The following is a 26,300-nucleotide window of genomic DNA, read 5'->3' as shown; positions in this document are numbered from 1 at the left end:
GTCGTGCCATGACTCAGACGCAGAGGATTCTTGTCACCGGCGCCACCGGAACCGTCGGCCGTCAGGTCGTCGCCGAACTGCTCGCCCGGGGGCACGACGTGCGTGCCGTGACCCGCGACGCGGCGAGGGCCGCCTTCCCGGCCGGTGTCGACGTCGTCGAGGGCGACCTGACCGAACCGGAGAGCCTGGCCCCGGCCCTGGAGGGCGTCACCGGCCTCCATCTGATCACGTTCGGCGGTGTCACCTTCAGCCCGCTGGAGACCGGCCCCCGGATCCTGGAGCTCGCCCGCTCGGCCGGTGTCCGACGCGTCACCGTGCTGCACGGCGGCGGGCCCACCCCCCTGGAGGACGCGGTGCGTGCCGAGGACGGTGTGGAGCGGACCGTGCTCATGCCGGTGGAGTTCATGGCCAACGCCCTGGAGTGGGCGGACGGGATCGTCGCCTCCGGCGAGGTGCGGGAGCCGTTCGTGGACCGGCTGAGTGCCATGGTCCACGAAGCGGACATCGGCGCCGTCGCTGCGACCGCGCTCACCGAGGAGGGGCACGGCGGCCGGGAGTACGTGATCACCGGCCCCGAGGTGCTCACCGTCGGGGACAAGGTGAAGACGATCGCCGCCGCCGTCGGTCGCGAGATCGCCCTGGTCGAACTGACCGAGGAAGAGGCCCTCGCGCGGTGGCGGGCGGCGGGCCTGCCCGAGGACGTCATCGGCTTCCTGAGGGAGACGTACGGGAACACGCCGGAGGTGGGCCGTACGGTCTCCGGCACCGTCGAGCGGGTCACCGGCCGCCCGGCGCGCACCTTCGCCCAGTGGGCCGCCGAGCACGCGGCCGCCTTCGAGGGGCGGTCCTGACTCTCTCGTGAACAACGAGGCCCGGCAGGTTCAGTCGGCAACCACCGCCGAGACGTACGCGGCTGAGACACGACGACGACCCCGACCGTCCCGCGCGCGATATTCGCTGGCCCGGTGCGTGTGACCTTCCTACACTCACGCACATACCCGGCCGCCCACCACCGAGCGCCGGGCGTCGCCGCGACGAACGAAGGGAGAGGGCCATGCGTGACCGCACCGCTGCCGCCGTCTCCCCGCCGCGCTACGAGGTGATCCTCGTGTCTTCGTCGCCCCGGTGCCCGCTGCGCGGCGGCATCGGCTGACCGGACGAAGAGCGCCAGATCCCGAAGTGCTCTGACGTGATGTCAGGGCAGGGTGGCCGTGTGCCGCCCTGCCCTTCCCGTCCGGAAATCGCGCTGCCCCTTCTTCCGATCGCATCGAAAGGCCCTGGGCCGTGCGCACCCGTCTCAACCCGCTCGCCGCCGTCCGCAACCTCGGCATCCTCGCCCACGTCGACGCCGGCAAGACCACCGTCGCCGAACGCGTCCTCTTCGCCACCGGCACCACCCACAAACGCGGCGAGGTCCACGACGGCACCACCGTCACCGATTTCGACCCGCAGGAGCGCGACCGGGGCAGCGCGGAGCGTGCAGCTCCAGCCACTTCTCGATCCTCGCCCAGGCGCCCGCCACGGCCTGCGCCTGCTGCTGATCATCCGCCATACCCGCGACCCTACGGGTCTCATGCCACTTGCCGGCAACGCGGAGAAGGAGCGGTTCGTCAAGCTGGCGCGGGTGGAACGCCACGGGGCGTTCACAATGGACCGCGGTCGGCGGTGCCGACCTCACGACCGGAGCCCGCAGCACGCGGGCCCGCTGGGTTCCTATCTCCGTCTCAACCTGTCTCAGCAAGGCGGTACTTGACGGGCCGGTCCTCCACCTTCACCAGCAGGCCCTCGCTCGTGAGGTCCCGGAGGATCCGGCGGGTGTGCTTGTCCTGCGGGTCGTGTCCGGCGTCACGCAGCGCGCGCAGACTTCGGTCGGTGTCCCAGTAGCCGCCGTACATGTGCACGGCCTTCTCGAGGGTTGCGCGCTGGCTGTCGGCGGGTTCCGTCAACGCTCCGCTCCCTGCGCCTGCTCGCCGGCGGCCGCGGCGTGCGACTTCTTCGTGTGGTTGGCGATGCTCGCCGGCGCGCCGACGTAGTCGCACGCGGGGCACGTCTGCCACACCCCTTCGGAAACGGCCCGGGCGCTCACCGAGTGCCCGGGCCCGTATCCGTGGCCGTGCAGCAACTGGGCGACGGAAGAACCGTACTCGGCCGCGAGCAGTGCGGCTTCCGCCACCTTGTCGTGGCCGGGAGCGAAGAACGATCCGGGTCCGACCTGCTTGGCGCAGCCGCACCAGCAGGTGCCGGTCGGGGTGAGGCGGGGAAGAGACTTCGTCGTCATGCCGTCACAGTAGGTCAACCAACGTGACGGGACGGACACTTCGCCGTGCTCGAACCGGACTTCTACGCCTGAGCGTGGGCCGTCCTCACGTCTGCTTCCATGCCGCAGCCCGGCACCGGCCGTTCGAGCACCGGGTCGCCGAACTCCGCGCGCAGCGCTTGGAACGCGGTCACCTTGTCCTCGCCGAAGCGGCGGACGTGGGCGGCGTACTCGTCGGGGGAGAGGTACGCCGATGGCCGGGACTTGGTGTGGAACTTGTCCGCGTACATCACGAGCCTCTCCTCTTCGGTCACCGCCACGTAGTCGGCGGGAGGCAGGGGCAGTCCCTGGCTCACGATGTCGTGCCGCGTGAGTCCCACTCCGGTGTGGTGGGAGCAGAAGCGGCGGAGGGCCTCGGGGAAGCCCTCCGCTTCGAGGATCTCGTGGCCGAGCAGGCCGTGCCGGACGTAGTTCCGGTGGTCCAGCAGTCCGTCGTCTCCGTAGAGGCGGTAGACGCCGATGTCGTGGAGGAGACAGCCGGCGCGGACCAGTTCGGCGTCGAGGTGCGAGAGGTGGGGTGCCGACAGGAGCTGCTCGGCGATGTCCCAGACGATCTCACAGTGCGTATGGACGAGGGTGAACGCCTCGGTGGTGGGCGCGTACTTCTCGTGCAGCGCCCGGATCTCTGCGGGGCCCGGAATCCTCATCGGCCGAGCGTAGCAACCGTCCGTCCGGCTGGGCCGGGAAGTTCCCGCAGCGGCCCTTTTCACGCGATCGGATGGTGCTTCGGGGAGCGGGCACCTGCCCTGCCTGCGGGCCGTTCGACCTGGTGACGGGACTTGTCGTCCATTCTCAGCACGGTGACGGGAGCACACCATGGGCCTGCACTTCCACCGCAACCCCGACGGCACGACGACCGGGCGCAACGAGGCCAACGGCTTCACCGTGACGCTTGCCGACGAAGAAGAGGTGAAGCGGCAGTTGTACGAGGACGCCGGGTGGGAGTACACGCCTCCACCGCCCCCGGTGCCGCCCGGGTTTCACAGGTTCTCCTTGGTGCACGACGAGTTCCGGGCCTCCGGCTTCGAGGACGAGAGGTATGCGGGGCTGCGGGCACGTCCGCCCGAGGGGTGCACGTCGGTCGACTGGGGGTGCTTCGCCCTGGAGTGCGAACGGCCGGGGAAGACGCTCCTGGACGCGGTCGCCGGTACCGTCGCGGAGATCCGCCGAGAGCACGGGCTGGTGATGAACAGCCTGGGCGTCGAGAAGCCCCAGGAATGGTTCGACGCGGACGGCAAGGACGGATATGCCGCGAAGATCGTCGCGCATGTCGTGCTGATGGCCGCCGACCGCGCCCGGTTGCTCGGATACGGGCGCAAGGACGTGGTCCGGCTGCTCGATGCCACGGGGATCGAGTAGTGGAACGCCTTGGTGGGCGGGGACTGACGTCTTCCGCGGAAATCCCGTTGTCCAGTACGCCATCTCCTGACAAGGTCGCGCCCATGCCCGCCTTCACCGCACCCGACGGCACCCGCCTGGCCTACCACGTGACGGGAGACGGACCGCCTCTGGTCTGCCTCCCGGGTGGCCCCATGCAGGACTCCGTGTACCTGGGGGACCTCGGCGGCCTGACGGCCCGCCGCACCCTGATCCGGCTGGACCTCCGGGGCACGGGCCACTCCACGGTGCCGCGGGACCCGGCGTCGTACCGCTGTGACCGGCAGGTCGGCGATGTCGAGGCGCTGCGTGCGGAGTTGGGCCTGGAGCGGATCGATCTGCTCGGGCACTCCGCAGGGGCGAACCTGGCCGTGCTGTACGCGGCCCGGCATCCGGAGCGCGTGGGCCGGCTCGCGGTCGTCACACCCAGCGTCTTCGCCGTCGGCCTCGTCGTCACCGCCGAGGACCGGCTGGAGACGGCCCGACTGCGCCGCGACGAACCGTGGTTCGCCCCGGCGCACGCTTCCCTGGAAGCGATCACGTCGGGCCGGGCGAAGCCCGCCGACTGGGATGCCGTCGCCCCCTTCTGGTTCGGCCGGTGGGACGACGAGGCGCGCCGGTTCCGCGCTGCGGAGCAGCAGCAGCGCAACGACGAGGCGGCGGCCCTGTACGCCTCCGAGGGCGCCTTCGACCCCGGCGCCACGCGTGCCGCTCTCGCGGAGTTGCCCTCACCGGTGCTCGTCCTCGCGGGGGAGTACGACATCGCCGCGCCCGTGCGCGTGATGAAGGAGTACGCCGGCCTGTTTCCGCACGCCGAGCTCATCGTGCAGAGCGAAGCGGGGCACTTTCCGTGGCGGGACGGCTCGGGTGCGTTCGTGACGGCTCTGGCGGCCTTCTTGGATCAGACCTCCGCCCCGCTGCCCGGGACATAGTCCGGGTCCACCTGGGCTGCCAGGTCCCCGCCTGTACGCGCGTCCGCCCAGGACCGGACGTTGCGCAGGTGGAACTCGACCGCGTGACGGTGGAGCCGGTTCCAGTCGCGGACCTCGGCATCGACCGCCTCGCGCAGGACCGTGAGGGCGTGGCGGTTGTGCGGCTCCAGCGACGCCAGTGCGTCCGGGCCGGGCTCCGCGCGGCCCTGCTCGGCCGCGCGAACCCAGGGGGACTGCACCAGGTGGGTCAGGAGGTCGTCGCCCACCTGTTCCTTGAGGAAGAGCAGGTCGTCCTCGCCGGTGACCTTGTTGCCGACGACCGCGATGCGGATGCCGAACTGTTCCGCGTGGTCGCGGTACTGGCGGTACACCGAGACGCCCTTACGGGTGGGTTCCGCCACCAGGAACGTCATGTCGAACCGGGTGAACAGGCCCGACGCGAAGGCGTCCGCGCCCGCCGTCATGTCGACCACGACGTACTCGCCGGGGCCGTCCAGCAGGTGGCCGAGGTACAGCTCCACCGCGCCCAGCTTGGAGTGGTAGCAGGCCACGCCCAGGTCCGACTCGTCGAACTCGCCCGTCACCATGAGGGGGACGCCACCCGCCCGGCCGACGTGCCGCGTGTGCAGTTCGTCGTCGCCGAGCGGGCGGAGCAGACGGGACCCGCGGCCCGGCGGGGTCGTCTTGATCATCGCCTCGGGGGAGAGGATGCGGGGGTTGTCGCCTCGCAGGAAGGTCTTGATCTCGTGCACGTGTGCGCCCAGGGGAGGGGCGAACTCCTCCGCGCCGCCGAGCGCCTCGGCCAGGTGCTGGTTGATGTCGCCGTCGATGGCGAGGACCGGAGCGCCGGAGCGCGCCAGGTGGCGGGAGAAGAGCGCGGACAGCGTGGTCTTGCCGCTGCCGCCCTTGCCGACGAACGCGACCCTCACGACCGCCCCACCTTTTTGAAAATGGATGTCATGTGGATAGGTTTAAGGAGTGGTCCGCACCCGTGTCAAATCTCTTGCTCCGCAACGGAGTCCGGGCCCTTCAAGGACCCGGAGTTGCGCGCCGCCGCCCGCGCGGCGATCGCGCCCTCCGCCCTGGTCAAGGGCGTCTTCGAGGGGTACGCCGACCCGGGCGCCGGCCTCTTCGGACCCGCCGTCCCCTGGGCCGAGGGCAAGCGGGTGAAGCCGGCCGGTCGCGCCGAGCCCGCCCGGCCCGACGGCGCATCGATCACCCTGGCCACCTACGACAACCGGCCCGAGCTTCCCGAGGTCGCCCAGGTCGTGCAACGGCAGTCGCAGAAGGCCGGGTTCACGGTGAAGCTGGAAGTGCGCGAGTACTCACGGCTGGAGAGCGACGCGCTTGCCGAGAGTTCGACGCGTTCATCGGCGCCCGCAACAGCCTCCTGGACACCGGCGACCCCGTCGGAGTCCTCGGCAGCGACTACACCTGCGACGGCGGCTACAACCTGGCCCGGTTGTGCGACGAGAAGGCCGACCGGGCCGTCGCCGAAGCCGACGGGACCGACGGCACCGGAGAGCGGCAGGACGCCGCCATGGCCGCCGAGGCGGCGATCCTCGGCACGGACGCGGTCGTGCCACCGGCCCACCAGTGGATCATCGCCGCGTCTCGACCAAGGTGCGGGGCGTGCTGCTCGACCCGTACGAGCGGACCCTGGTCGGCACCGGAACGCGTCGCTGACCGGCCCGTTCAGGCGGGCAACCGCGTGTCGATCACGCAACTGATCTCGACGAGCTGCCCGGGAAAGGTCAGTTCGGTGACGCCCAGGGCCGTGCTGACCGGGCGGTGGGCGCCGAAGTACGCCCGATTGGCCTTCGCCACGACCTCGGCGTTCCGCACCAGGTCCACCGCGTACAGCGTCTGGGACACGATCTGGTTGCGCGTCACGCCGTAGTGGGCCAGGACCCTGTCGAGGTTGATGTGGGTCCGCTCCAGCTGGGCGGTGACGTCGTCCTCGGGGCGGAAGCCGCCCGCCTCGTCGAACGCGAGCTGCCCGGAGACATGGATCAGACCGCCGGACCTGATCGCCTGCGCGTAGCCGAAGTGGCTCTCGGCCGGGATGCCGTGGTCGTAGACGTCGGTGGTGGTCACAGTCGGTGTCCTTCCGTCGAGCGCGAACCGCGCTCTCTTGCGGTTACTGGGAAACCGTAGGAGAGTGACCGCCGACCTGGAAGAACGCACTTTTCGGTAACGGGGGAACCAGATGGTGACCAAGCAGTTGAGGGACCTGCCCGAGAACGCGGACCTGCGGCGGGCGGACTCCCTGGCGCGGGAGATCTTCTCCGACGTGGCCAACAGATGGGCGCTTCTGATCATCGAGGCCCTCGGAGAACGCACCCTGCGCTTCAGTGAAGTACGGGACGAGGTCGAGGGCGTCAGCCACAAGATGCTGACCCAGAACCTGCGGATGCTGGAGCGCAACGGTCTGGTCGACCGGACGGTGTACCCCACCGTGCCGCCCAGGGTCGAGTACACCCTGACCGAGCCGGGCCGGGCCCTGCGCGCCACGGTCGACGCGATCTGCGGCTGGACCCACCAGTACCTCGGCCACATCGAGGCGGCGCGCGGGCGGTTCGACGACTGACCGCCCCCGCCGCGCTTGCCGTCAGCCGGCGACCAGTTCCCGCACCTGCCGCGGCGCCACCGGCTCCTGGATGCGCGAGGTCCGGTACAGCCACAGCACATCCCGCCCGAACGACCAGAGCAGCAGGCCCAGGGCCAGGGCCGCGACGCCGAAGTTGGCCGCGTGGGGCAGCAGATCGGCGCCCGCCAGCAGCAGGAGCACACCCTGGAGCGCGGCGACGGTCTTGCGGGCGGTGCTCGGCGGGAGGGCGGCGGTCAGCCAGGGCCGCACCTTGGCCGCGGCGACGAAGACGTAGCGCATACCGCCGATCAGCAGCACCCACGGGCCCAGTTGCGTGGACACGTACACGCTCAACACCAGGATCAGGAACGCGTCGACCTCCATGTCGAAACGCGCGCCCAGCGGGGTCGAAGTGCCGGTGCGGCGGGCGACCTTGCCGTCCACGCCGTCGAGGATCAGCGCCACCGCCGTCAGGCCGACGAACAGCGACACGGGCGGCGAGCTCTGGAAGGAGTCGGCGACCAGGGCGGTGACCCCGCCGACGAGGGTGGCCCGGCCGAGGGTGACCCGGTTGGCCGCGCCGAACGAGCGCAGCCGCGAGCGGTGCAGGGCCCGCGAGAGAACCGCCCAGGTGGCGATCGCGAACGCGAGGCCCGTCAGCCAGCCCGCCGGCCCCATCCCGATCGCCGTGCCGATCAGGACCAGCAGCAGGACCTGCACGCCCGCCCCCAGGGCGGTCTCCTGCTGTACGAGCCTCGCGTCGTAAGTGTTGTTCAGGGCCACCGAACGTCCTCCGGCCGTGTGACAGAGTCGATCAACGCCGCTACGTTGTGCGCGGCCTGTGCACCCCTCGGTACGCAAGCAGCTTCCCGATCGTTCAGGAGGACTTCGATGAAGCACACCGGACGCGCGTTCTGGATCGACTCGCCTGGGCGAGCCTCGATCCGGGACGTCACCCTGCCCGCGCCCGGCGAGGACGAGGTGCTGGTCCGCACGCTGTTCTCCGGCGTGAGCCGCGGCACCGAGACGCTCGTCTTCCGCGGCGGCGTGCCCGTCAGCCAGCACACGGCCATGCGCGCACCGTTCCAGGAGGGCGACTTCCCGGGCCCGGTGAAGTACGGCTACCTCAACGTCGGCGTAGTGGAGCAGGGGCCCGAGGAGCTCACCGGCCGTACGGTGTTCTGCCTCTACCCGCACCAGACGCGCTACGTCGTGCCGGCCACCGCGGTCACCCCCGTGCCGGACACCGTCCCCGCCGAACGGGCCGTGCTCGCCGGGACCGTGGAGACCGCCGTGAACGCCCTGTGGGACGCCGCGCCCCTGGTCGGCGACCGGATCGCCGTGGTCGGCGGTGGCATGGTCGGCTGCTCGGTGGCCGCCCTGCTCGCCCGGTTCCCCGGCGTCCGCGTCCAGCTGGTCGACGCCGACCCGTCCCGGGCGAAGATCGCCGAGGCGCTCGGCGTCGGCTTCGCCACCCCGCAGGACGCCGACGGGGACCGCGACCTGGTCGTGCACGCCAGTGCCACGGAACAGGGCCTCGCCAGGTCGCTCGAGCTGCTCACCGCCGAGGGGACCGTCCTCGAACTCAGCTGGTACGGCGACCGGCGGATCGCTCTCCCGCTCGGCGAGGCCTTCCACTCGCGGCGGCTGGTCATCCGCAGCAGCCAGGTCGGCACCGTCTCCCCGGCCCGCGCGAACCGCACCTACGCCGACCGGCTCGCCGTCGCCCTGGACCTGCTCGCCGATCCCGCGCTCGACGCCCTCATCACCGGTGAATCCGCCTTCGAGGACCTGCCCGAGGTGCTGCCCCGACTGGTCTCCGGCGAGGTCCCCGCGCTGTGCCACCGGGTCCGATACGACGAGAACGATGGACGCATCGGCTGACGATTCGTTCCATCCGGTACGACTTCGCCACGACAAGAGCGCCTGACCTGAGAAAAGACGTACCGAAGGCTGAACAAGGGAAGGCAAGGAGCCGTACTACTCGGCATCCCCGGCACCCGAGAGCGGGGAGCAGACGCGCCGCACCTGGAGGGTCGTCCGTTGTTCAGCATCACCGTCCGCGATCACATCATGATCGCTCACAGCTTCCGTGGCGACGTCTTCGGACCGGCCCAGCGCCTCCACGGCGCCACGTTCCTCGTGGACGCCACGTTCCGGCGCGAACAGCTGGACGAGGACAACATCGTCGTCGACATCGGGCTGGCCACCCAGGAACTCGGCGCGGTCGTCAGCGAACTGAACTACCGCAACCTCGACAACGAGCCCGACTTCGCCGGAGTCAACACCTCCACGGAGTTCCTCGCCAAGGTCATCGCCGACCGGCTCGCCGAGCGCATCCACAAGGGGGCGCTGGGCGAGGGAGCCAAGGGCATCGCGGGCCTCACGGTCACACTGCACGAGTCGCACATCGCCTGGGCGAGTTACGAGCGTGCGCTGTGACCGACACGACGATCGAACGGCCCGGGCAGCCCGGACCGGCACCGGCACGGCTGAATTATGTTCCCGTGCAGCACGCCTCCCAGAAGAACGCCGAGATCATCCCCATGTCCCTGCGCACCGTGCACTTCGTGCTGCCGGGCGGCGTCGACGACCCGGCGGCACCCAGCGGCGGCAACGCCTACGACCGGCGTGTGTGTCTGGACCTGCCCGGCTTCGGCTGGCAGGTCACCCAGCACGCCGTGGCCGGTGACTGGCCCCGGCCGGGGGCCGACGCCCGTACGGAACTCGCCCGCACCCTGGGCGGACTGCCCGACGGGGCCGTGGTCCTGCTCGACGGGCTCGTGGCCTGCGGCGTGCCTGAGGTCGTCGTCCCCGAGGCGGAACGGTTGCGCATGGCCGTCCTCGTCCACCTCCCGCTCGGCGACGAGACCGGGCTCGACACGGCCGTGGCCGCCGAACTGGACGCCAAGGAGCGGAGGGTGCTGCGGGCGGTGCCCGCGGTGATCGCCACCAGCGACTGGGCGGTCCGCCGTCTGGTCGCCCACCACGGCCTCCCTCCCGAGCGGGTCCACGTCGCGGCCCCCGGCGCCGACATCGCACCGCTCGCGCCCGGCACCGACGGTGTCTCGCGCCTGCTGTGCGTGGCCGCCGTGACCCCGCGCAAGGGCCAGCACCGGCTGGTCGAGGCGCTGGCCACGGTGACCGACCTGCCGTGGAGCTGCGTGTGCGTCGGCGCTCTGACCCAGGACCCGGAGTACGTCGCCCATCTGCGGTCCCTCATCCGGAAGCACGGGCTGGAGGACCGGCTGGAGCTGGCGGGGCCGAAGTCCGGTGCCGCGCTGGACGCCGCCTACGCCACCGCCGACCTGATGGTCCTCACCTCCTACGCCGAGACGTACGGCATGGCGGTGACCGAGGCCCTGGCCCGGGGCATCCCGGTGCTGGCCACGGATGTCGGCGGGGTGCCGGAGGCGGTCGGCCGCGCGCCCGACGGCGGGGTGCCCGGCATCCTCGTCCCGCCGGAGAACCCCGCCGCCATCGCCGCCGAACTGCGCGGCTGGTTCGGTGAGGCGGACGTACGGCGCCGGCTGAAGGCCGCCGCCCGCAGCCGCCGCGCCGCCCTCGGCGGCTGGGCGGCGACCGCACAGAGCCTGGCGGCGGTCCTGCGCCGGCTTCCGACCGAACCCCGGAGGGCCGCATGACGAACCCGGTGACGACCCAGCAGAGCGGTACGATCCCGGCCCAGCCCGGCCCGAGGGAGGTCACGGTGACGGACGACGTGACCCCGGGCGCGTGGCCGGCGGGGAAGCCGGGGTCGAAGCAGGCCGCCGCGGCGGACAGTCCGGCTCCCGGCGGGACGCCCGGGCCGCGGCAGGCCGAGAACACCGCGGCCCAGGGCGGAAAGCCCGGGCCGGGCGCGGCCGGTGACGCCGTGCGGCCCGGGCCGGGCTCCGGTGTCGCGTTCTTCCCCGGGCCGGTCCCCGGCGCCGTCATCCCCGGCGCCGGACCCAGCGGCAAGCCCGGCGCCCGGCCGACCGTGAAGCTGCGGGATGCCGACCCCGACGACCCGCCCCGCTACGCACCCGAGTGGCTGGAGTTGCGGGAGCCGGCCGATGCCGCCGCCCGGGCGCACGACCTGCTCGACCCGCTGCGGATCCGGCTCGCCAACCTGCCGGGCAAGTCGGGCGTCGTCATCCACGACGTGGGCTGCGGCACCGGCTCGATGGGCCGCTGGCTCGCGCCCCGCCTCGACGGCGCCCAGCACTGGGTGCTGCACGACCGCGACCCCTACCTGCTGCACTTCGCCGCCGTCGCCTCCCCGCGCTCGGCCGCCGACGGCAGCCGGGTCACCGTGGAGACGCGGCGCGGTGACATCGCCCGCCTCACCCCGGACGCCCTGCGGGGCGCGTCCCTGGTCACGGCGTCCGCCCTGCTGGACGTCCTCACCCACGAGGAGATCGACACCTTCGCCGCCGCGTGCACCGGAGCAGGCTGCCCCGCCCTGCTGACGCTGTCCGTCGCCGGGCGCGTGGAACTGACCCCGTCCCACCCGCTGGACGCGGAGATCGCCCAGGCGTTCAACGACCACCAGCGCCATGACGGACTGCTCGGCCCCGACGCGGTCACGGCGGCGGCCGAGGCGTTCTCCGCACACGGCGCGACCGTACGGCTGCACCCGAGCCCCTGGCGGCTCGGCCCCGAGCAGGCCGCGCTCACCGAACAGTGGCTGCGCGGCTGGGTCGGCGCCGCCGTCGAGGAGCGCCCCGAGTTGCGGGCCGAAGCAGACGTCTACCTGACCAACCGGCTGGCGGCCTGCGCCGCGGGCGAGTTGCGCGTGACGGTCCACCACATCGACCTGCTGGCCCTGTCCCGCCCGGTGGGCGGAGCGTCATGAGCCCCCAGGCGACGGGAACGTGTCCGCGTGCCACGCCCACCCACGCCCCGCCGTCCGCGACCGGCAGCGGTACCCGTGCGCCCGCGATATCCGGTGCGGCGGGCACGGTCCGGACAGAGGTGGTCGTACCGCGCCCGGCCGCGGACGACGAGAGCGATCCCGTCGCCTCGGGCCAGGCCGTGGACGACCGGAGCGAGTTCGTCGTCTCGGACCCGGCCGTGGGTGACCGGAGTGAGTTCGTCGCCTTGGACCCGGCTGTCGGCGACCGGAGTGAGTTCGTCGCCTTGGACCCGGCTGTCGGCGACCGGAGTGAGTTCGTCGTCTCGGACCCGGCCGTGGACGACCGGAGCGGGCCCGTCGCCTTGGACCAGGCTGTCGGCGACCAGGGTGGGCCCGTCGCCTCGGACCTGGCCGCGGATGACCGGAGCGGGCCCGTCGCCTCGGACCCGGCCGGATGTGGCCGGGCGGCGACGACCGGAGCCCCGCCGCCCGGCCCCCTCCGCGCCGCCCTGGCCCGCCTCGGCTCCTCCCGTTTCCGTACGCACCTCGGCACCCTCGCCGGAATCGCCATCCTGGGCGTCCTGTTCTGGCGGCTCGGTACCGGTGTCTTCCTGGACGGGCTGCGGCGCATCGACGGTGTGTCGCTGCTGCTGGCGCTCGGCATCGGCCTCGTGACCACCGTGTTCAGCGCGTGGCGATGGGCGATCGTGGCCCGGGGGCTCAGCATCCGGCTGCCGTTCGGTCCGGCCGTCGCCGACTACTACCGCGCGCTGTTCCTGAACGCGGCCCTGCCCGGAGGCGTCCTCGGCGATGTGCACCGGGCCGTGCGGCACGGACACAGCGAGGGGGATCTGCGGCGGGGCGTCAAGGCCGTCGTCCTCGAACGGGCCGCCGGGCAGATCGCGTTGTTCGCCGTGGGGGCCGTCGTCCTGCTGACCATGCCGTCCCCCGTGCTCGCCGAGGCCCGGTACATCGCCCTGCTCACGGCCCTGGCCGCCCTGGGCGCGACCGCCGTCGTCCTCGCCCTGCGCATGAACCGTTCGGCGTCCTCCCGCCGCGGCCGCGCGTTGCGCACGGTCCTCACCGAGGCCCGCGAGGGGCTGCTGTCGCGGCGGAACGGGCCCGCGGTGGTTGTCTCCTCCGTGGTGGTGCTGGCAGGTTACGTCGCGATGTTCGTACTCGCCGCCCGTGTCGCCGGGACCGCCGCCTCGGTGGCCGTCCTGCTGCCCCTGGCGGTCCTCGCCCTGCTGGCGATGGGTCTGCCGCTGAACGTCGGCGGCTGGGGACCGCGTGAGGGCGTCACCGCCTGGGCGTTCGGCGCCGCCGGCCTGGGTGCCGGACGGGGGCTCGCCGTCGCGGTCGTCTACGGGGTGCTCAGCCTGGTGGCGAGCCTGCCCGGCGTGATCGTGCTCGTCGCCCGCTGGTACGCGGGCCTGCGAACCGGGCCCCGAGCCGTCCCCGAGGCCCTGGCGCCGCAGGGTGGTTACGCCTCGGAGGTCAGCATCGAGAAATACGTCCCGAAGGAATCCGCGAGGCTCGCCAGCAGTTCCTTCCCCTTTTCCGCCGAACCCAGTGAAGGACGGCCGATGACACCCGAATCGGTATAGCCGGACATGCCGAGGGTGAGCAGATGACGCCGGTCGTCAGCGACGAAATCGGAGGTCTCATAACCGGGTCGGAGCATTTCGGGATGAGCGTGCAGAAGGATGGAGGTCTCTATTTCCCCCGCGTGCATGTCGGTGAGCAGCGAGGTGACCACCCCCGCCCGTTCGCGCGCCGCCTCCCAGTCCTCCGGGGCCGGGAAGAGCGCCATCCGCTCGCCGCCGGCGGAGGATTCCTGAACCACGTTGCCCAGCACGTAGTTGCCGCCGTGCCCGTTGACCACCACCAGGGCGTCGACCCCGGACCGGCGCAGCGAAGCCGCAATGTCCCGTACCACCGCATGAAGGGTCACCGAGGAGATGCTCACGGTCCCCGGCCAGGCCGCGTGCTCGTGCGAGCACGAGATCGTCACCGGAGGAAGGAGGTGCACCGGGTACGCGCCGGCTATCTCCCGCGCGACGGCACAGGCGACGAGCGTGTCGGTCGCCAGCGGGAGGTACGGACCGTGCTGCTCGAAGCTCCCCACGGGAAGCACCGCGACCTGCCGTGAGACACCGGCGCCCCGCGTCCGTACGTCTTCCGTGGTGTCCGCCGGCACCAGATCACTCATCACGTCACGGCCTTTCGTCTCTGCTTAGGAACTCGAGAATCATGACAGAAAAAATTGGCGTACTCGGCAAGAAGTCGGCGCAGCGGACCGGCGTGGAACGCGTCGTGAATGCGCCCTTGCCCACCGTGTACGGGAAATTCCAGGCGGTCGGTTACCTGGACCATGACCGCGGTGACGAACAGGTGGCTCTGGTCCACGGAGAGATCGGCACGGACGACGTCCTCGTCCGGTTGCACTCGGAGTGCCTGACCGGTGACGCCTTCGGCTCCCAGCACTGCGAATGCGGTGACCAGCTCGACGCCGCCCTGCGCGCGGTCGTCGCCGAGGGCGCGGGCATCGTCGTCTACCTCAGAGGGCATGAAGGCCGCGGCATAGGCCTGCTCGCCAAGTTGCGCGCGATGGCCCTGCAGGCGGAGGGCCTGGACACCGTCGAGGCCAACCTCGCGCTCGGCCTGCCGGTCGACGCCCGTGACTACGGTGTCGCCGCCCGGATCCTGGACGACCTGGGCGTGCGGTCGGTGCGCCTGATGTCCAACAACCCGCGCAAGCGCGAGGCACTGGTGGACCACGGCATCACGGTCGCCGAGCAGGTCCCGCTGCTGATCCCGCCGTGCGAGAACAACATCACCTATCTGCGCACCAAGCGGGAACGCCTCGACCACCACCTGCCCCACCTGGACGCGGTGGTCAGCTCCTCCTGACGCGTACGCTTCGTGGACGTCCGCCCCTTGAGCGTCGGCCCTCAGCGGCCGGCGCCTCACGCCGGAGGCCCACCTGGTATGACCGAGCTCCATCTGTGGCTGCGCCACGAGGACCGCACGACCGAACGACGCACTCCGATCGTGCCCGACGACGCCCGGCGGCTCGTCGGGCACGGAGTGCGACTGACCGTGGAGGAGTCCCCGCAGCGGGTCTTCCCGATCGAGGAGTACGAGGCGGCCGGCTGCCGTGTCGCGCCCGCCGGCTCCTGGGCGACGGCGCCGCGGGACGCCGTCGTGCTCGGCTTGAAGGAACTGCCCGACCGCCCGGCCGCGCTGACGCACCGGCACGTCTTCTTCGGCCACGCGTACAAGGCCCAGCCGGGAGCCGCGGACCTGCTGGGCCGGTTCGCCGCCGGGGGCGGGGCGCTGTTCGACCTGGAGTACCTGGTGGACGACACCGGGCGGCGTCTCGCCGCCTTCGGTTTCTGGGCCGGTTACCTGGGTGCGGCGCTGGCGGTGCTCCGGCACCGGGGCCGGCTGCGGGCACCGCTGACGCCGACCACCAAGGAAGACCTGGACGAGACGCTGCGGCCGGCCGCCGGGGACCGCGACTTCACCGGCCTCGTCATCGGCGCCCTGGGCCGCAGCGGCCGCGGTGCCCGCGCGGCCTTCACCACCGCCGGCGTCGACCCGACCTGCTGGGACCTCGCCGAGACCCGGGACCTGGACCGCCCCGCGCTGCTGCGGCACGACGTGATGGTCAACGCGGTGCTCGCCACCACCCCCGTCCCGCCCTTCCTGCGCGAGCGGGACCTCGACACCCCCGGCCGCCGGCTGCGCACCCTGTGCGACGTGACCTGCGACGTCGGCTCCCCGCTCAACGTCCTCCCGGTGTACGACGACACCACCGACTGGGACGAGCCCGTACGGCGGCTGCGCGACGAACCCCCGCTCGACCTGATCGCCATCGACAACCTGCCCTCCCTGCTGCCGCTGGAGTCCAGCACCGACTTCTCGGCCGCCCTGCTGCCCCAGTTGCTCGACTTCGGCGTCTCCGGGCCCTGGGGACGCTGCCTGGACCGGTTCCGTGAGGCGTCCCGGGCCCACGGCCGCGACAAGGGGGAGCCCTCCGACCACTGAACCGGCCGTCGCGGCAGGGCGGTTACTGCTCAATTCGGTGGGTGACGCCGAGGAGAGCGCGATGGCCCGCTGCGTCGACCGGTGGCGGTGTCAGTCCGACAGGGCCTCGTGCACCATTCGCTTGAGGTCCTTGAAGACCGTGTGGGAGGTCCTGGGCCGCACCTGCGTCATGAACTGCACCGTCAGGTCGCGGCCCGGGTCCACCCAGAACGTCGTCGTGGCCACGCCGCTCCAGCCGAAGGCGCCGAGCCCGGACGGCACCAGGGTGCGGGACGGGTCGATCACCACGGAGCAGTTGAGGCCGAACCCTAGACCGTCGTTGCCGGGTTCGTCGTGGGCGGGGCGGCTGCCGAAGGCCCGCAGATCGGCGCCGCCGGGCAGGTGGTTGCGGGTCATCAGATCCACGGTCCGCGGCGTGAGCAGCCGCACGCCGTCGAGTTCGCCCCGGCGGCGCAGCATCTCCATGAAGCGGTGGTAGTCGTGGGCCGAGCACACCATGCCGCCGCTGCCCGACAGAAACCGCGGACGGCCACGCAGGGGGAGCCCCGGGATCGGCTCGATGCCGCCGCCCTCCTTCTCCCCGTACATCTCGGACAGCCGGTCCGCCTGCGCGTCCGTCACATGGAAACCCGCGTCCGTCATGCCGAGCGGCCCGAAGATCCGCTCGGCGCAGAACGCGTCGAGCGGCTGCCCGGACACGACCTCGATGATGCGGCCCAGGACGTTGCTCGCCACCGAGTAGTTCCACTCGGTGCCCGGCTCGAACTGCAGCGGCAGGCTCGCGTACACCTCGATCGTCTCGGCCAGGTCCGCGCCCGGCGGCACCGACGACTCCAGACGGGCCTCGCGGTACAGGGCGTCTACGGGGTGGGCGTGGTAGAAGCCGAAGGTCAGACCCGAGGTGTGGGTCATCAGGTGCCGGACGAGTATGGGGCCGTCGGCCGGGCGGGTCTCGACGCCGGCCCCGGAGCCGCTGACGTAGACCCGCGGGTCGGCGAAGGCGGGCAGATGGTCGGCGACCGGGTCGTCCAGCGACAGCCGGCCCTCCTCCGCCAGCAGCAGTGCGGCGACCGCGGTGACCGGCTTCGTCATGGAATAGACCCGCCACAGCGTGTCGGGCTCGACCGGGAGCCCGGCCGCGATGTCGCGCAGCCCGTGCGTCGCGAGGTGGGCGACGCGCCCGGCCCGGGCCACGGAGACGAGGAAGCCCGGCAGTCGCCCGTCGTCGACCAGCCGGGCGAAGTGCCGGTCCAGGCGGCTCAGCACCCGCGGATCCAGCCCGGCCTCATCCGGGTCGACCTCTTGTCGCAGCTGTGCCATGGCTCTTCTCCCGTCGCGCTCGTCGAGGTGAGATCCGGCATACCCCGCCCGGACCGCCTCAGACCCCATCGTGGTGCAGGAACGGTTCATGATCGCGCAGGAACGGGCGGGCGACGGCCCTGAGGCCGGGGGTGCTCAACCGATGGCCGACGGTCCGGTGGCAGCCGCTTCCCCGTGTCCCTCCAGTGGGGAGTCACCGTCGAGGACCCGGACGGCTGACGTCTCGTGCCGTGCCGCCGGGCTTGGTCCAACCGCTGACGGCACCACACGACGAGCTTCAGGCCGTCACCTTCTGTGCCTGCGCGGCCCCGAGTCCGGTGCGTTCCCCCAGCGCCTCTGTAGGAACCCGGTGGGTCTCTCGCGCCGACATCGCCGCGATCACCGGCGGCACGCACAACGCCGCCGTGAACAGCGCCACCGCCGACCAGTCGTCACCCTCGGGGCCGGCGATCCGCGCCGCGAACGTCACCGCGAACCCGGCCGCGGCGAAGCCGATCTGGGTGCCGATCGCCACACCGGACAGCCGGACGCGCGTCGCGAACATCTCGCCGTAGAAGGCGGGCCACACACCGTTCGCCGCGCTGTAGACCAGGCCGAAGCAGACGACGCCCGTCAGGAACGTCAGCGGATAGGAGCCCGTGGAGACCGCCCACAGGTACAGGAACATCGTCACCGCGCTGCCGGCCGCGCCGATCATGAACACCGGGCGGCGGCCGATCCGGTCGGACAGCGCGGCCCACAGCGGGATCGCGGCGAGCGCGACGACGTTCGCCAGGGCACCCACCCACAGCATGGCCGTACGCGACATGCCGACGGCGTCGCCGGTGGCGTACGCCAGCGCCCACACCGTGAAGATCGTGCTGACCGAGGCGACCAGCGCGCCGGCGATCACGCGCAGCACGTCCGCCCAGTGCTCGCGGAGCAGGATCACGAGCGGCAGCTTGGCCACGCCCTCCTCGGCGGCCTGCTGGGCGAAGGCGGGCGTCTCGTCCAGCTTGCGGCGGATGACGTAGCCGACGACGGCCACCGCGACGCTCAGCCAGAACGGCAGCCGCCAGCCCCACGACAGCAACTGCTCCTCGGGCAGCGCCGCGACCGGGATGAACACCAGCGTCGCCAGCAGCTGGCCGCCCTGTGTGCCGCTCAGGGTGAAGCTCGTGAAGAAGCCGCGCCGGTGGGGTGGCGCGTGTTCCAGCGTCATGGAGTTGGCGCTGGCCTGCTCACCGGCCGCGGAGATGCCCTGCAGCACCCGGCACACCACCAGCAGGACCGGGGCGAGGTCGCCGACCTGGTCCCGGGTGGGCAGACAGCCGATGAGGAACGTCGACAGGCCCATCAGCATCAGCGTGAAGACCATGATCTTCTTGCGGCCGGCCCGGTCGCCGACGTGCCCGAGCACCAGCGCGCCCACCGGGCGTGCGGCGTAGGCGACGCCGAACGTGGCGAGCGACAGCAGGGTCGCCGTGGCGGGATCGGACTCGTCGAAGAACACCTCGGGGAAGATCAGCGCGGCGGCGCTGCCGTAGATGAAGAAGTCGTAGTACTCCAGGGCGCTGCCGATCCAGGCGGCGGTCGCGGCCTTCCTGGGCTGGCCGGGCGGTGCGGTGGACCCTGGGGACGGGGCGGGGACGGACACGGCGGCTCCTTCGGGGGAGCTCCGCCCTGGGCGGAGCGGGACACGGGTGAGCAGGGGAGGGTGTGCGCCGGATCACGGCTAATTAACCCACTGGGTAGTTAGTAGGGGATGGCCAGTGATGCTGCGCCCGGGTGCCACCGGTGTCAAGGGGTCTCGCGCCGGACGTTCAGTCCGTCGTCCGCTCCGCCGTCAGATACGCGATCACCATGTCGCCCAGCATGGTGCGGTAGTGCGCGCGTTGCGTCCGGTCGAGCAGGTCGCGGCCGAACAGCGCGCCGAAGGTGTGCCGGTTGGAGACCCGGAAGAAGCAGAACGCGGAGATCATCGCGTGCAGGTCGACGGCGTCGACGTCGGCCGTGAACAGTCCCGACTCCCGGCCCGACGCCAGGATCCGGCGGATCACGTCCAGGGCGGGGGAGCCGATCTTCCCGAGCTTCTCGGAGCCGGCGATGTGCTGCGCCTCGTGGATGTTCTCGATGCTGACCAGGCGGATGAAGTCGGGGTGCTGCTCGTGGTGGTCGAAGGTCACCTCGGCGAGCCTCCGGATGGCCGCGACCGGGTCCAGGTGGTCGACGTCGAGCTGCTGCTCGGCCTCCCGGATCACGCCGTACGCCCGCTCCAGCACGGCCGTGAACAGCTGTTCCTTGCCGCCGAAGTAGTAGTAGATCATCCGCTTCGTGGTCCGGGTGCGGGCGGCGATCTCGTCCACCCGGGCCCCGTCGTAGCCGGCCCGCGCGAACTCCTGGGTGGCGACGTCGAGGATCTCGGCCCGGGTGCGGGCGGCGTCACGGATGCGCTCGCCGGGACGTGCCGGTTCTTCGGCGCTGGTCATCAGGTTCCTTCGGGCGGAGGGGCCGGTGCCGGTGATTGTAGAAGCACGGGGCCGTCCCTCCGCTGGGTCTTCCCGAGCCGATGCTCGGCTGATATAGCTAACGTACTGGTTCGTACATTAGTGAGCCGCTCGGGAGGCGCACGTGCCCAAGGAGTCGTATCTCGTCGGACTGATCGGGTCCGGCATCGGTCCGTCACTCAGCCCGGCGTTGCACGAACGCGAGGCCGACCGCCAGGGCCTGCGACTGGTCTACCGGCTCATCGACATCGACACCCTCGAAGTGGCGCCCGAGGCGGTGGGCGACCTGGTGCGGGCCGCCCGCGACCTGGGCTTCGACGGGCTCAACATCACGCACCCCTGCAAGCAGCTCGTCGTCGAGCACCTGGACGCGCTCACCCCGCAGGCCGAGGCGCTGGGAGCGGTCAACACGGTCGTCTTCGAGGACGGCCGGGCCGTCGGCCACAACACGGACGTCACCGGCTTCGCCGCGTCCTTCGCGCGCGGGCTGCCCGACGCGCGGCTGGAGCGGGTCGTGCTGCTGGGCGCCGGCGGTGCGGGCGCCGCCGTCGCCCACGCCGTGCTCACCCTCGGCGCCGGGCGGGTCACCGTCGTCGACGCCCTGCCCGAGCGGGCCGCCGCCCTGGCCGACGCGCTGAACCGGACCTTCGGGGCGGGCCGTGCGGGCGCCGCCCCGCCGGACCGGCGGGGCGAGCTGCTCGCGCACGCCGACGGCATCGTCCACGCCACGCCCACCGGTATGGCGGCCCACCCCGGCCTCCCCCTGCCCGCCGCGCTGCTCCACTCCGGGCTGTGGGTGGCCGAGGTGGTGTACCGCCCGCTGGAGACCGAGCTGCTGCGCTCGGCCCGCGCCCTGGGCTGCGCCACCCTCGACGGCGGTGGCATGGCCGCCTTCCAGGCCGCCGACGCGTTCCGCCTGTTCACCGGCCGGGAACCCGATACCGCGCGGATGCTGGCGGACCTGACCGAACTGGCCGGGGCCGTCGGGGCTTCGAAGTAGAGAGGGGTACCGACGTGCGTACGTCCATCGCCACCGTCTGTCTCAGCGGCTCCCTCACCGAGAAGCTCGACGCCGCGGCCCGGGCCGGGTTCGACGGGGTGGAGATCTTCGAGAACGACCTGCTGGCCAGCTCTCTCACTCCCGAGGACATCCGCGCCCGCTGTGCCGACCTGGGTCTCACCGTCGACCTCTACCAGCCCATGCGGGACATGGAGGCAGTCCCCGAGGCCGAGTTCGCCCGGAACCTGCGGCGGGCCCGGCACAAGTTCGAGCTGATGCGCCGGCTCGGCGCCGAGACGGTCCTCGTCTGCTCCAGCGTCTCCCCGCAGGCGGTGGACGACGACGCCCTCGCCGCCGAGCAGCTCCGCCGGCTCGCCGACCTGGCGGGGGAGTCCGGCGTCCGGGTCGCCTATGAGGCGCTCGCCTGGGGCCGGCACGTCAGTACCTGGGACCACGCCTGGCGCATCGTCGAGGCCGCCGCCCATCCCGCGCTCGGCACCTGCCTGGACAGCTTCCACATCCTCTCGCGCGGCGGTGAACCGAAGGACCTCGAAGGCATCGCTGCCATCCCCGGCGAGAAGATCTTCTTCCTCCAGCTCGCCGACGCCCCGCTGCCGGCCATGGACGTCCTGCAGTGGAGCCGCCACCACCGCTGCTTCCCCGGCCAGGGCGGCTTCGACGTCGCCGGGCTGGTGCGGCGTGTGCTCGCCACCGGCTACGACGGCCCGCTGTCCCTGGAGGTCTTCAACGACGTGTTCCGGCAGGCCGAGGCCGGCCCTACCGCCGTCGACGCCCGGCGCTCCCTGCTGGTCCTCCAGGAGGAGGTGGGAGCGACGTCCCTGCCCGCCCCGGTCGTCCCCACCGGCGTCGCCTTCGCCGAGCTGGTCACGCCCGACGCCGAACCCCTGGGTGCCCTGCTCGCCGCCCTCGGCTTCACTCGCACCGCACGGCACCGGGGCAAGCCCGTCACCCTGTGGGAGCAGGGCGAGGCCCGGATCCTCGTCAACACCGGGCCGGCCGTCCGCCGCGAGGGCACCCGACTCGCCGCGATCGGGCTGGAGTCACCGGACCCGGCAGCGGCGGCCCGGCGGGCCGAGGCACTGCTGGCGCCCGTGCTGCCGCGCCGGCGCGCTCCCGGGGACGCCCCGCTGGACGCGGTCGCCGCGCCCGACGGCACCGAACTGTTCTTCTGCGCCGCCGGAGCCGCCGGAGCCGCCGGCCACCCGGAACCGCCCGACTGGCGCGCCGACTTCGAGGACATCGGCGCGCCCCCGCCGGGCGCGGGCATCCGGGGCATCGACCACCTCGCCCTCACCCAGCCCTGGCACCACTTCGACGAGGCGGCCCTCTTCCACCGCGGCGTGCTCGGCCTGCGCGCCCAGGACAGCGTCGACGTCGCCGACCCCTACGGACTGATGCGCAGCCGCGCCGTCACCACCCCCGACGGCAGCGTCCGGATCGCCCTCACCGTCGGCGCCGCGCCCACGGACGACACCGTCCACGCCCAGCACATCGCCCTGGCCACCGACGACGTGGTCGCCGCCGCCCGCCGCTTCCGGGACGCGGGCGGCAGCCTGCTGCCCGTCCCGGCGAACTACCACGACGACCTCGCCGCCCGCTTCGAGTTCGCCGACGGTGAGCTGGAGACCTACCGCGACCTCGGCATCCTCTACGACCGCGACGCCCACGGTGTCTTCCGCCACTGCTACACCCGCACCGTCGGCCGGGTCTTCGTCGAACTCGTCCAGCGCGACGGCGGCTACCGGGGCTACGGCGCCGCCAACGCCCCGGTGCGGCTGGCCGCGCAGCACGCGGTGCGGGCGCTCACTGGCGGCTGACGGTCCGGGTGATGCCGGTGACGACGGTGGTGGCGAGGATCCAGCCCGTGAGCACGAGGGCGTAGGACAGCCACTGGTACCCGCCGGTGGGGGCGAACGCGCCCTCCTGGCCGAACGAGATCACCGGCAGCAGCAGGTCGAGGGTGTAGAAGACCGGGTTGAACCGGGGGGCCTCGTCCGCCTTGAGCGGCTCGGGGTGGTGCAGGGCGTAGGCGAGGGAGCCGATCACCAGCAGCGACACCAGCCAGCCCGCGGCCCGCAGGGGGCGGAAGCCGTAGCCGACGGTGGCGTCCTGCACATGGCCCCACAACCGGCCGTACCAGGGCAGGGTGGCGCGCCGGCGGCGCTGCTTGGCGAGCTGAACGAGGCGGGCGGCGGGGTCGTCGCCGATCCTGCGGTAGGCGGCGGTCAACTGCTCGTAGGCGTGCGGAACATAGCCCTCGCCGTCCCGCTCCAGCATCGCCAGGCGTCGCTCGGCGGGCTCGTGCGGGGTCAGGGAGGTGTAGACGAGACTGTTGAGCAGGACCTTCTCCGGGACGACCTCCGGCTCCAGGAACAGCACGTCCAGCTGGGCACGGCGCAGATTGAGGGTGCCGACCATGGGAGGGCTCTTGCGCAGCCAGAGTTCCCCTATGGTGCAGCTGCTGGCCCGTAGCGCCGCGTCACCCGGGTTCGCCAGGCGGGCGTGCGACAGGTCGAGCCGGCCCGCGATCCGGGCGCCGCGCAGTCCGATCCAGCCCAGGACGTCCGCGTCGCGCAGCAGGGCGTCGCCGTCCACCGTGAGCGTCTCCGCGTCGATGGCGACCTCTCCGGCACCGGCCTCCAGCCGCACCCCGTTGAGGTCGACGGTGCCGGCGACCGAGGCGCCCGTCAGCCGCACCTCACCGTGCGCCCGCAGGCCCGGCGCCGACAGGCCGTCCCCAACGGTCACGTGGTTGAGCTGGAGCGCGGGCCGGCCGGAGGGCGGTTCGTCGATGGTGGCCCCGTCCATGAACAACGCGCTGGAGATCTGCGCGCCGCCGAGCCGCACGGGCCCCTCGAACAGGCAGCCGGACATGCGCAGCACGCCGTCCACGCGCAGGGTGTCGGCGTCCAGGCCGGGAAGGGCGGAGCCGCGCAGGTTCAGCTGGCGCAGCCGCGCCGCGTACAGCACGGGCACTTCCTCGAAGAAGCAGTCGCTGAGGCGCACGGCGTGGCCGACGTCGGCGTACTGGAGGTTCAGCGTCCCGGTGATCCGCGCGCCGGCCAGTCTGAGGGCGGCCGTCTCCCCGTCCTCCTGCGGGGCGCTGAGCAGCAGTGCCCGTACCACGGCCGCCCGCAGGGTCCGTTCGGGCCCCCAGTCGGCGCCGCGCGCGGGGTCCCCGTCCGCCGGTTCCCGTAAGTCGACGTCCGCCCCGCGCGCGAAGGCGCGCCACACCCGCTCCTCGGCGGGCGTCATGTTGTCGATCTCCATCAGCGGGGACTCTGGCGCGCCCGGCCGGAGGCTGTCAACCCGCCTCCGGCCGGGGCCGGTTACGCCCTGGTGTTCCACTCCGAGATCACGGGCCGGCCGTGTTCGGTCGACAGCCGGCAGACCGTGCCGGTCTCCAGCCGGAACAGCCGCCCCTCCGCCGGGGACAGACCCAGCCGGCGGGCCGTCACGACGCGGAGGAAGTGGCCGTGGGCCACCAGCATCACATCGCCCTCGGGAAGCGCCTTCGCCGCCCGGGCCAGTACCCGGTCGGCCCGCTCGCCGACCTCCTCGGGGGACTCGCCCGGTTCGCCGTCGGGGCCGGGCGGGCCTCCGTCGGTCCACAGGTCCCACTCGGGGCGGGTGCGGTGTATCTCCTCGGTGGTGACGCCCTCGTAGGCGCCGTAGTACCACTCGTGCAGGTCCGCCTCCCGCACGGCCCCCGTCAGGCCCGCGAGTTCGGCGGTGCGTACCGCGCGGGCGAGCGGGCTGGTGAGGACCAGTGCGAAGGAGCGGTCCGCGAGGAGCGGGGCGAGCGACGTGGCCTGTTCCTCACCGTTCGGGGTGAGGGGCAGGTCGGTGAAGCTGGTGTGCTGTCCGCTCCGGCTCCACTCCGTCTCGCCGTGGCGGACCAGCAGCAGATCACCCACGCGCTACGCCTTCTTCGCGGACTCGACGGCGTGGCCGCCGAACTGGTTGCGCAGCGCCGCGATCATCTTCATCTGCGGCGAGTCGTCCTGCCGGGAGGCGAACCGGGAGAAGAGGGAGGCGGTGATCGCGGGCAGCGGCACGGAGTTGTCGATCGCGGCCTCCACGGTCCAGCGTCCCTCGCCGGAGTCCTGGGCGTAGCCCCGGAGCTCCTCCAGGTGCTCGTCCTCGTCGAGGGCCTCCACCGCCAGTTCCAGCAACCAGGACCGGATGACGGTGCCCTCCTGCCAGGAGCGGAACACCTCGCGGACGTTGTCCACCGAGTCCACGGCCTCCAGCAGTTCCCAGCCCTCGGCGTAGGCCTGCATCATCGCGTACTCGATGCCGTTGTGGACCATCTTGGCGAAGTGCCCGGCGCCGACCTTGCCCGCGTGGACGAAGCCGTACGGGCCCTCCGGCTTGAGCGCCTCGAAGATCGGCAGCAGCCGGTCGACGTACTCCTTCTCGCCGCCCACCATCAGGGCGTAGCCGTTCTTCAGGCCCCACACGCCGCCGGAGACACCCGCGTCGACGAAGCCGATGCCGCGCTTGCCCAGCTCCTCGGCGTGCCTCTCGTCGTCCGTCCAGCGGGAGTTGCCGCCGTCGACCACCGTGTCGTAGGGCTTCAGGAGACCCGCGAGCTGGTCGATGACGTGCTGGGTGGGCTCGCCGGCCGGGACCATGACCCAGACCGTGCGGGGCGCTTCCAGCCGGTTGACGAGGTCGGCCAGACTGCCGACGTCGGACTTCTCGGGGTCGGTGTCGTATCCGATGACGGTGTGGCCGGCGTTGCGCAGGCGCTCGCGCATGTTGCCGCCCATCTTGCCGAGACCCACAAGACCGATCTGCATGTCAGTTCACTTCCCGGAGATTGCGGTAGGTGGCCACCAGCGCGGCCGTGGACGGGTCGAGACCGGGGACGGACCCCGCCGCGTCAGCGGCTGATGAGAACGTCTCGGTCAGGGCGGGCTCGACGCGCTTGGCGAGGACCTTGCCCAGCTCCACGCCCCACTGGTCGAAGGAGTCGATGTTCCACACGGCGCCCTGCACGAACACCTTGTGCTCGTAGAGGGCGACGAGCTGGCCGAGGACCGACGGGGTCAGTTCGGTGGCCAGGATCGTCGTGGTGGGGTGGTTGCCCCGGAAGGTGCGGTGGGGCACCTGTTCCTCGGGTACGCCCTCCGCGCGCACCTCCTCGGCGGTCTTGCCGAAGGCGAGCGCCTGCCCCTGCGCGAACAGGTTGGCCATCAGCAGGTCGTGCTGCGCCTTCAGTTCGTCGCTCAGCTCGTCGACGGGCCGGGCGAAGCCGATCAGGTCGGCGGGGATGAGCTTGGTGCCCTGGTGGATCAACTGGTAGTAGGCGTGCTGCCCGTTGGTGCCCGGCGTGCCCCACACCACCGGCCCGGTCTGCCA

General features: G+C 72.1%; 26 protein-coding genes and 3 pseudogenes. 15 read left to right on the top strand and 14 right to left on the bottom strand.

Translation table 11 applies throughout. From position 1 onward, the window contains the following. The first annotated feature begins 8 nt into the window (after positions 1 to 8). Both QNO09_RS36085 and QNO09_RS36080 read left to right on the top strand, forming a co-directional pair. Positions 9 to 851 carry an NmrA family NAD(P)-binding protein gene (locus tag QNO09_RS36085; RefSeq protein ID WP_283974460.1) on the top strand — a complete coding sequence of 281 codons (843 nt, stop codon included), beginning with the start codon at positions 9 to 11 and terminating at the stop codon, positions 849 to 851. 433 nt (positions 852 to 1,284) lie between these two features. Continuing rightward, positions 1,285 to 1,467, top strand: a pseudogene (locus QNO09_RS36080) (GTP-binding protein); the annotation flags it as partial. Between the two features lie 257 nt (positions 1,468 to 1,724). Here the strand turns inward: QNO09_RS36080 and QNO09_RS36075 are convergent. From QNO09_RS36075 to QNO09_RS36065, 3 genes are all read right to left on the bottom strand, one after another. After that, the gene (locus QNO09_RS36075; RefSeq protein WP_283974459.1) at positions 1,725 to 1,946 is read right to left on the bottom strand and encodes a UBA domain-containing protein; all 222 of its coding nucleotides are present in this window, start codon (positions 1,944 to 1,946) and stop codon (positions 1,725 to 1,727) included. Then, positions 1,943 to 2,278, bottom strand: coding sequence for a hypothetical protein (locus QNO09_RS36070; RefSeq protein WP_283974458.1), 336 nt, complete (start codon positions 2,276 to 2,278; stop codon positions 1,943 to 1,945). Before QNO09_RS36070 ends, QNO09_RS36075 begins: the two co-directional genes overlap by 4 nt. A 62-nt stretch (positions 2,279 to 2,340) precedes the next feature. Beyond that, positions 2,341 to 2,964 (bottom strand): HD domain-containing protein, encoded by a 624-nt coding sequence (locus tag QNO09_RS36065; protein ID WP_283974457.1) that lies wholly within the window; start codon positions 2,962 to 2,964, stop codon positions 2,341 to 2,343. Between the two features lie 169 nt (positions 2,965 to 3,133). Between QNO09_RS36065 and QNO09_RS36060 the strand changes: the two genes are divergently transcribed. Then, complete coding sequence (locus QNO09_RS36060; protein ID WP_283974456.1) at positions 3,134 to 3,676, top strand: hypothetical protein; 543 nt, start codon at positions 3,134 to 3,136, stop codon at positions 3,674 to 3,676. Positions 3,677 to 3,759: 83 nt separating this feature from the next. Continuing rightward, on the top strand, positions 3,760 to 4,626 hold the full coding sequence (locus QNO09_RS36055; RefSeq protein WP_283974455.1) for an alpha/beta fold hydrolase: 867 nt from the start codon (positions 3,760 to 3,762) through the stop codon (positions 4,624 to 4,626). Here QNO09_RS36055 and QNO09_RS36050 read toward each other — a convergent pair. Next, positions 4,596 to 5,555, bottom strand: coding sequence for an ATP-binding protein (locus QNO09_RS36050; RefSeq protein WP_283974454.1), 960 nt, complete (start codon positions 5,553 to 5,555; stop codon positions 4,596 to 4,598). The two genes, QNO09_RS36055 and QNO09_RS36050, sit on opposite strands and share 31 nt — an antisense overlap. An 84-nt stretch (positions 5,556 to 5,639) precedes the next feature. Between QNO09_RS36050 and QNO09_RS36045 the strand changes: the two are divergent. Then, a pseudogene (locus QNO09_RS36045) lies at positions 5,640 to 6,312 on the top strand (ABC transporter substrate-binding protein); the annotation flags it as partial. A gap of 9 nt (positions 6,313 to 6,321) precedes the next feature. Here the strand turns inward: QNO09_RS36045 and QNO09_RS36040 are convergent. After that, positions 6,322 to 6,723, bottom strand: a complete 402-nt coding sequence (locus QNO09_RS36040) for a RidA family protein (protein WP_283974453.1) — start codon at positions 6,721 to 6,723, stop codon at positions 6,322 to 6,324. A gap of 112 nt (positions 6,724 to 6,835) precedes the next feature. On the opposite strand from QNO09_RS36040, the gene QNO09_RS36035 reads away from it, so the two are divergent. Beyond that, positions 6,836 to 7,216, top strand: a complete 381-nt coding sequence (locus tag QNO09_RS36035; RefSeq protein WP_283974452.1) for a winged helix-turn-helix transcriptional regulator — start codon at positions 6,836 to 6,838, stop codon at positions 7,214 to 7,216. Between the two features lie 21 nt (positions 7,217 to 7,237). Here QNO09_RS36035 and QNO09_RS36030 read toward each other — a convergent pair whose 3' ends face one another. Next, positions 7,238 to 7,999 (bottom strand): CDP-alcohol phosphatidyltransferase family protein, encoded by a 762-nt coding sequence (locus QNO09_RS36030; RefSeq protein WP_283974451.1) that lies wholly within the window; start codon positions 7,997 to 7,999, stop codon positions 7,238 to 7,240. 108 nt (positions 8,000 to 8,107) lie between these two features. On the opposite strand from QNO09_RS36030, the gene QNO09_RS36025 reads away from it, so the two are divergent. The 5 genes and pseudogenes from QNO09_RS36025 to QNO09_RS36005 form a co-directional block, all read left to right on the top strand. Then, positions 8,108 to 9,100 (top strand): zinc-dependent alcohol dehydrogenase, encoded by a 993-nt coding sequence (locus QNO09_RS36025; protein ID WP_283974450.1) that lies wholly within the window; start codon positions 8,108 to 8,110, stop codon positions 9,098 to 9,100. A 159-nt stretch (positions 9,101 to 9,259) separates the two neighbouring features. Continuing rightward, on the top strand, positions 9,260 to 9,658 hold the full coding sequence (locus QNO09_RS36020) for a 6-pyruvoyl trahydropterin synthase family protein (protein ID WP_030843501.1): 399 nt from the start codon (positions 9,260 to 9,262) through the stop codon (positions 9,656 to 9,658). Continuing rightward, a complete protein-coding gene (locus tag QNO09_RS36015; RefSeq protein WP_283974449.1) occupies positions 9,655 to 10,860 on the top strand; it encodes a glycosyltransferase family 4 protein in 1,206 nt (401 codons plus the stop codon). Before QNO09_RS36020 ends, QNO09_RS36015 begins: the two co-directional genes overlap by 4 nt. Continuing rightward, complete coding sequence (locus tag QNO09_RS36010) at positions 10,857 to 12,053, top strand: class I SAM-dependent methyltransferase (protein ID WP_283974448.1); 1,197 nt, start codon at positions 10,857 to 10,859, stop codon at positions 12,051 to 12,053. Before QNO09_RS36015 ends, QNO09_RS36010 begins: the two co-directional genes overlap by 4 nt. Continuing rightward, positions 12,050 to 13,438 (top strand): annotated as a pseudogene (locus QNO09_RS36005) (lysylphosphatidylglycerol synthase transmembrane domain-containing protein); the annotation flags it as partial. The gene QNO09_RS36010 and the pseudogene QNO09_RS36005, both read left to right, overlap by 4 nt. 98 nt (positions 13,439 to 13,536) lie before the next feature. Here the strand turns inward: QNO09_RS36005 and QNO09_RS36000 are convergent. After that, entirely contained in the window at positions 13,537 to 14,265 is a 729-nt protein-coding gene (locus tag QNO09_RS36000; protein ID WP_349637012.1) for a creatininase family protein, read from the bottom strand. Between the two features lie 41 nt (positions 14,266 to 14,306). Here QNO09_RS36000 and ribA point away from each other — a divergent pair, with 41 nt between their 5' ends. Both ribA and QNO09_RS35990 read left to right on the top strand, forming a co-directional pair. Continuing rightward, a complete protein-coding gene (gene ribA, locus QNO09_RS35995; protein WP_283974447.1) occupies positions 14,307 to 14,966 on the top strand; it encodes a GTP cyclohydrolase II in 660 nt (219 codons plus the stop codon). Positions 14,967 to 15,044: 78 nt separating this feature from the next. Continuing rightward, on the top strand, positions 15,045 to 16,106 hold the full coding sequence (locus QNO09_RS35990; RefSeq protein WP_283974446.1) for a saccharopine dehydrogenase: 1,062 nt from the start codon (positions 15,045 to 15,047) through the stop codon (positions 16,104 to 16,106). Positions 16,107 to 16,196: 90 nt separating this feature from the next. Here the strand turns inward: QNO09_RS35990 and QNO09_RS35985 are convergent, their stop codons facing one another. The 3 genes from QNO09_RS35985 to QNO09_RS35975 all read right to left on the bottom strand — a co-directional run bounded on the left by QNO09_RS35985 (position 16,197) and on the right by QNO09_RS35975 (position 19,894). Further along, positions 16,197 to 17,426 (bottom strand): serine hydrolase domain-containing protein, encoded by a 1,230-nt coding sequence (locus QNO09_RS35985; protein WP_283974445.1) that lies wholly within the window; start codon positions 17,424 to 17,426, stop codon positions 16,197 to 16,199. A gap of 277 nt (positions 17,427 to 17,703) precedes the next feature. Continuing rightward, on the bottom strand, positions 17,704 to 19,062 hold the full coding sequence (locus QNO09_RS35980) for an MFS transporter (RefSeq protein WP_283974444.1): 1,359 nt from the start codon (positions 19,060 to 19,062) through the stop codon (positions 17,704 to 17,706). A 166-nt stretch (positions 19,063 to 19,228) separates the two neighbouring features. Then, on the bottom strand, positions 19,229 to 19,894 hold the full coding sequence (locus QNO09_RS35975) for a TetR family transcriptional regulator (RefSeq protein ID WP_283974443.1): 666 nt from the start codon (positions 19,892 to 19,894) through the stop codon (positions 19,229 to 19,231). 142 nt (positions 19,895 to 20,036) lie between these two features. On the opposite strand from QNO09_RS35975, the gene QNO09_RS35970 reads away from it, so the two are divergent. Together QNO09_RS35970 and QNO09_RS35965 are read left to right on the top strand one after the other, a co-directional pair. Next, entirely contained in the window at positions 20,037 to 20,912 is an 876-nt protein-coding gene (locus tag QNO09_RS35970; protein WP_283974442.1) for a shikimate dehydrogenase, read from the top strand. 14 nt (positions 20,913 to 20,926) lie between these two features. Next, entirely contained in the window at positions 20,927 to 22,750 is a 1,824-nt protein-coding gene (locus QNO09_RS35965) for a bifunctional sugar phosphate isomerase/epimerase/4-hydroxyphenylpyruvate dioxygenase family protein (protein WP_283974441.1), read from the top strand. Here the strand turns inward: QNO09_RS35965 and QNO09_RS35960 are convergent. The 4 genes from QNO09_RS35960 to QNO09_RS35945 form a co-directional block, all read right to left on the bottom strand. Beyond that, a complete protein-coding gene (locus QNO09_RS35960) occupies positions 22,737 to 24,203 on the bottom strand; it encodes a membrane-associated oxidoreductase (protein ID WP_283974440.1) in 1,467 nt (488 codons plus the stop codon). The two genes, QNO09_RS35965 and QNO09_RS35960, sit on opposite strands and share 14 nt — an antisense overlap. A gap of 59 nt (positions 24,204 to 24,262) precedes the next feature. Then, positions 24,263 to 24,850 (bottom strand): histidine phosphatase family protein, encoded by a 588-nt coding sequence (locus QNO09_RS35955; protein ID WP_283974439.1) that lies wholly within the window; start codon positions 24,848 to 24,850, stop codon positions 24,263 to 24,265. A 3-nt stretch (positions 24,851 to 24,853) separates the two neighbouring features. Next, on the bottom strand, positions 24,854 to 25,738 hold the full coding sequence (gene gnd / locus QNO09_RS35950; RefSeq protein ID WP_283974438.1) for a phosphogluconate dehydrogenase (NAD(+)-dependent, decarboxylating): 885 nt from the start codon (positions 25,736 to 25,738) through the stop codon (positions 24,854 to 24,856). Between the two features lies 1 nt (position 25,739). Beyond that, positions 25,740 to 26,300 (bottom strand): phosphoglucose isomerase-related protein (locus tag QNO09_RS35945; RefSeq protein ID WP_502962390.1); only part of this gene is annotated, 561 nt, incomplete at its 5' end.

Source organism: Streptomyces sp. 378 (assembly GCF_030124145.1).
Lineage (GTDB): Bacteria > Actinomycetota > Actinomycetes > Streptomycetales > Streptomycetaceae > Streptomyces.
This window is presented reverse-complemented; position numbering and strand designations above follow the sequence as displayed.

Excerpts from the sequence above, each read along its gene's own strand:
- QNO09_RS36085 (WP_283974460.1), top strand. The coding sequence starts at position 9 with ATGACTCAGACGCAGAGGATTCTTGTCACCGGCGCCACCGGAACCGTC.
- QNO09_RS36070 (WP_283974458.1), bottom strand. The coding sequence starts at position 2,278 with ATGACGACGAAGTCTCTTCCCCGCCTCACCCCGACCGGCACCTGCTGG.
- QNO09_RS36065 (WP_283974457.1), bottom strand. The coding sequence starts at position 2,964 with ATGAGGATTCCGGGCCCCGCAGAGATCCGGGCGCTGCACGAGAAGTAC.
- QNO09_RS36060 (WP_283974456.1), top strand. The coding sequence starts at position 3,134 with ATGGGCCTGCACTTCCACCGCAACCCCGACGGCACGACGACCGGGCGC.
- QNO09_RS36055 (WP_283974455.1), top strand. The coding sequence starts at position 3,760 with ATGCCCGCCTTCACCGCACCCGACGGCACCCGCCTGGCCTACCACGTG.
- QNO09_RS36035 (WP_283974452.1), top strand. The coding sequence starts at position 6,836 with ATGGTGACCAAGCAGTTGAGGGACCTGCCCGAGAACGCGGACCTGCGG.
- QNO09_RS36025 (WP_283974450.1), top strand. The coding sequence starts at position 8,108 with ATGAAGCACACCGGACGCGCGTTCTGGATCGACTCGCCTGGGCGAGCC.
- QNO09_RS36010 (WP_283974448.1), top strand. The coding sequence starts at position 10,857 with ATGACGAACCCGGTGACGACCCAGCAGAGCGGTACGATCCCGGCCCAG.
- QNO09_RS36000 (WP_349637012.1), bottom strand. The coding sequence starts at position 14,265 with ATGAGTGATCTGGTGCCGGCGGACACCACGGAAGACGTACGGACGCGG.
- ribA (WP_283974447.1), top strand. The coding sequence starts at position 14,307 with ATGACAGAAAAAATTGGCGTACTCGGCAAGAAGTCGGCGCAGCGGACC.
- QNO09_RS35990 (WP_283974446.1), top strand. The coding sequence starts at position 15,045 with ATGACCGAGCTCCATCTGTGGCTGCGCCACGAGGACCGCACGACCGAA.
- QNO09_RS35985 (WP_283974445.1), bottom strand. The coding sequence starts at position 17,426 with ATGGCACAGCTGCGACAAGAGGTCGACCCGGATGAGGCCGGGCTGGAT.
- QNO09_RS35975 (WP_283974443.1), bottom strand. The coding sequence starts at position 19,894 with ATGACCAGCGCCGAAGAACCGGCACGTCCCGGCGAGCGCATCCGTGAC.
- QNO09_RS35960 (WP_283974440.1), bottom strand. The coding sequence starts at position 24,203 with ATGGAGATCGACAACATGACGCCCGCCGAGGAGCGGGTGTGGCGCGCC.
- gnd (WP_283974438.1), bottom strand. The coding sequence starts at position 25,738 with ATGCAGATCGGTCTTGTGGGTCTCGGCAAGATGGGCGGCAACATGCGC.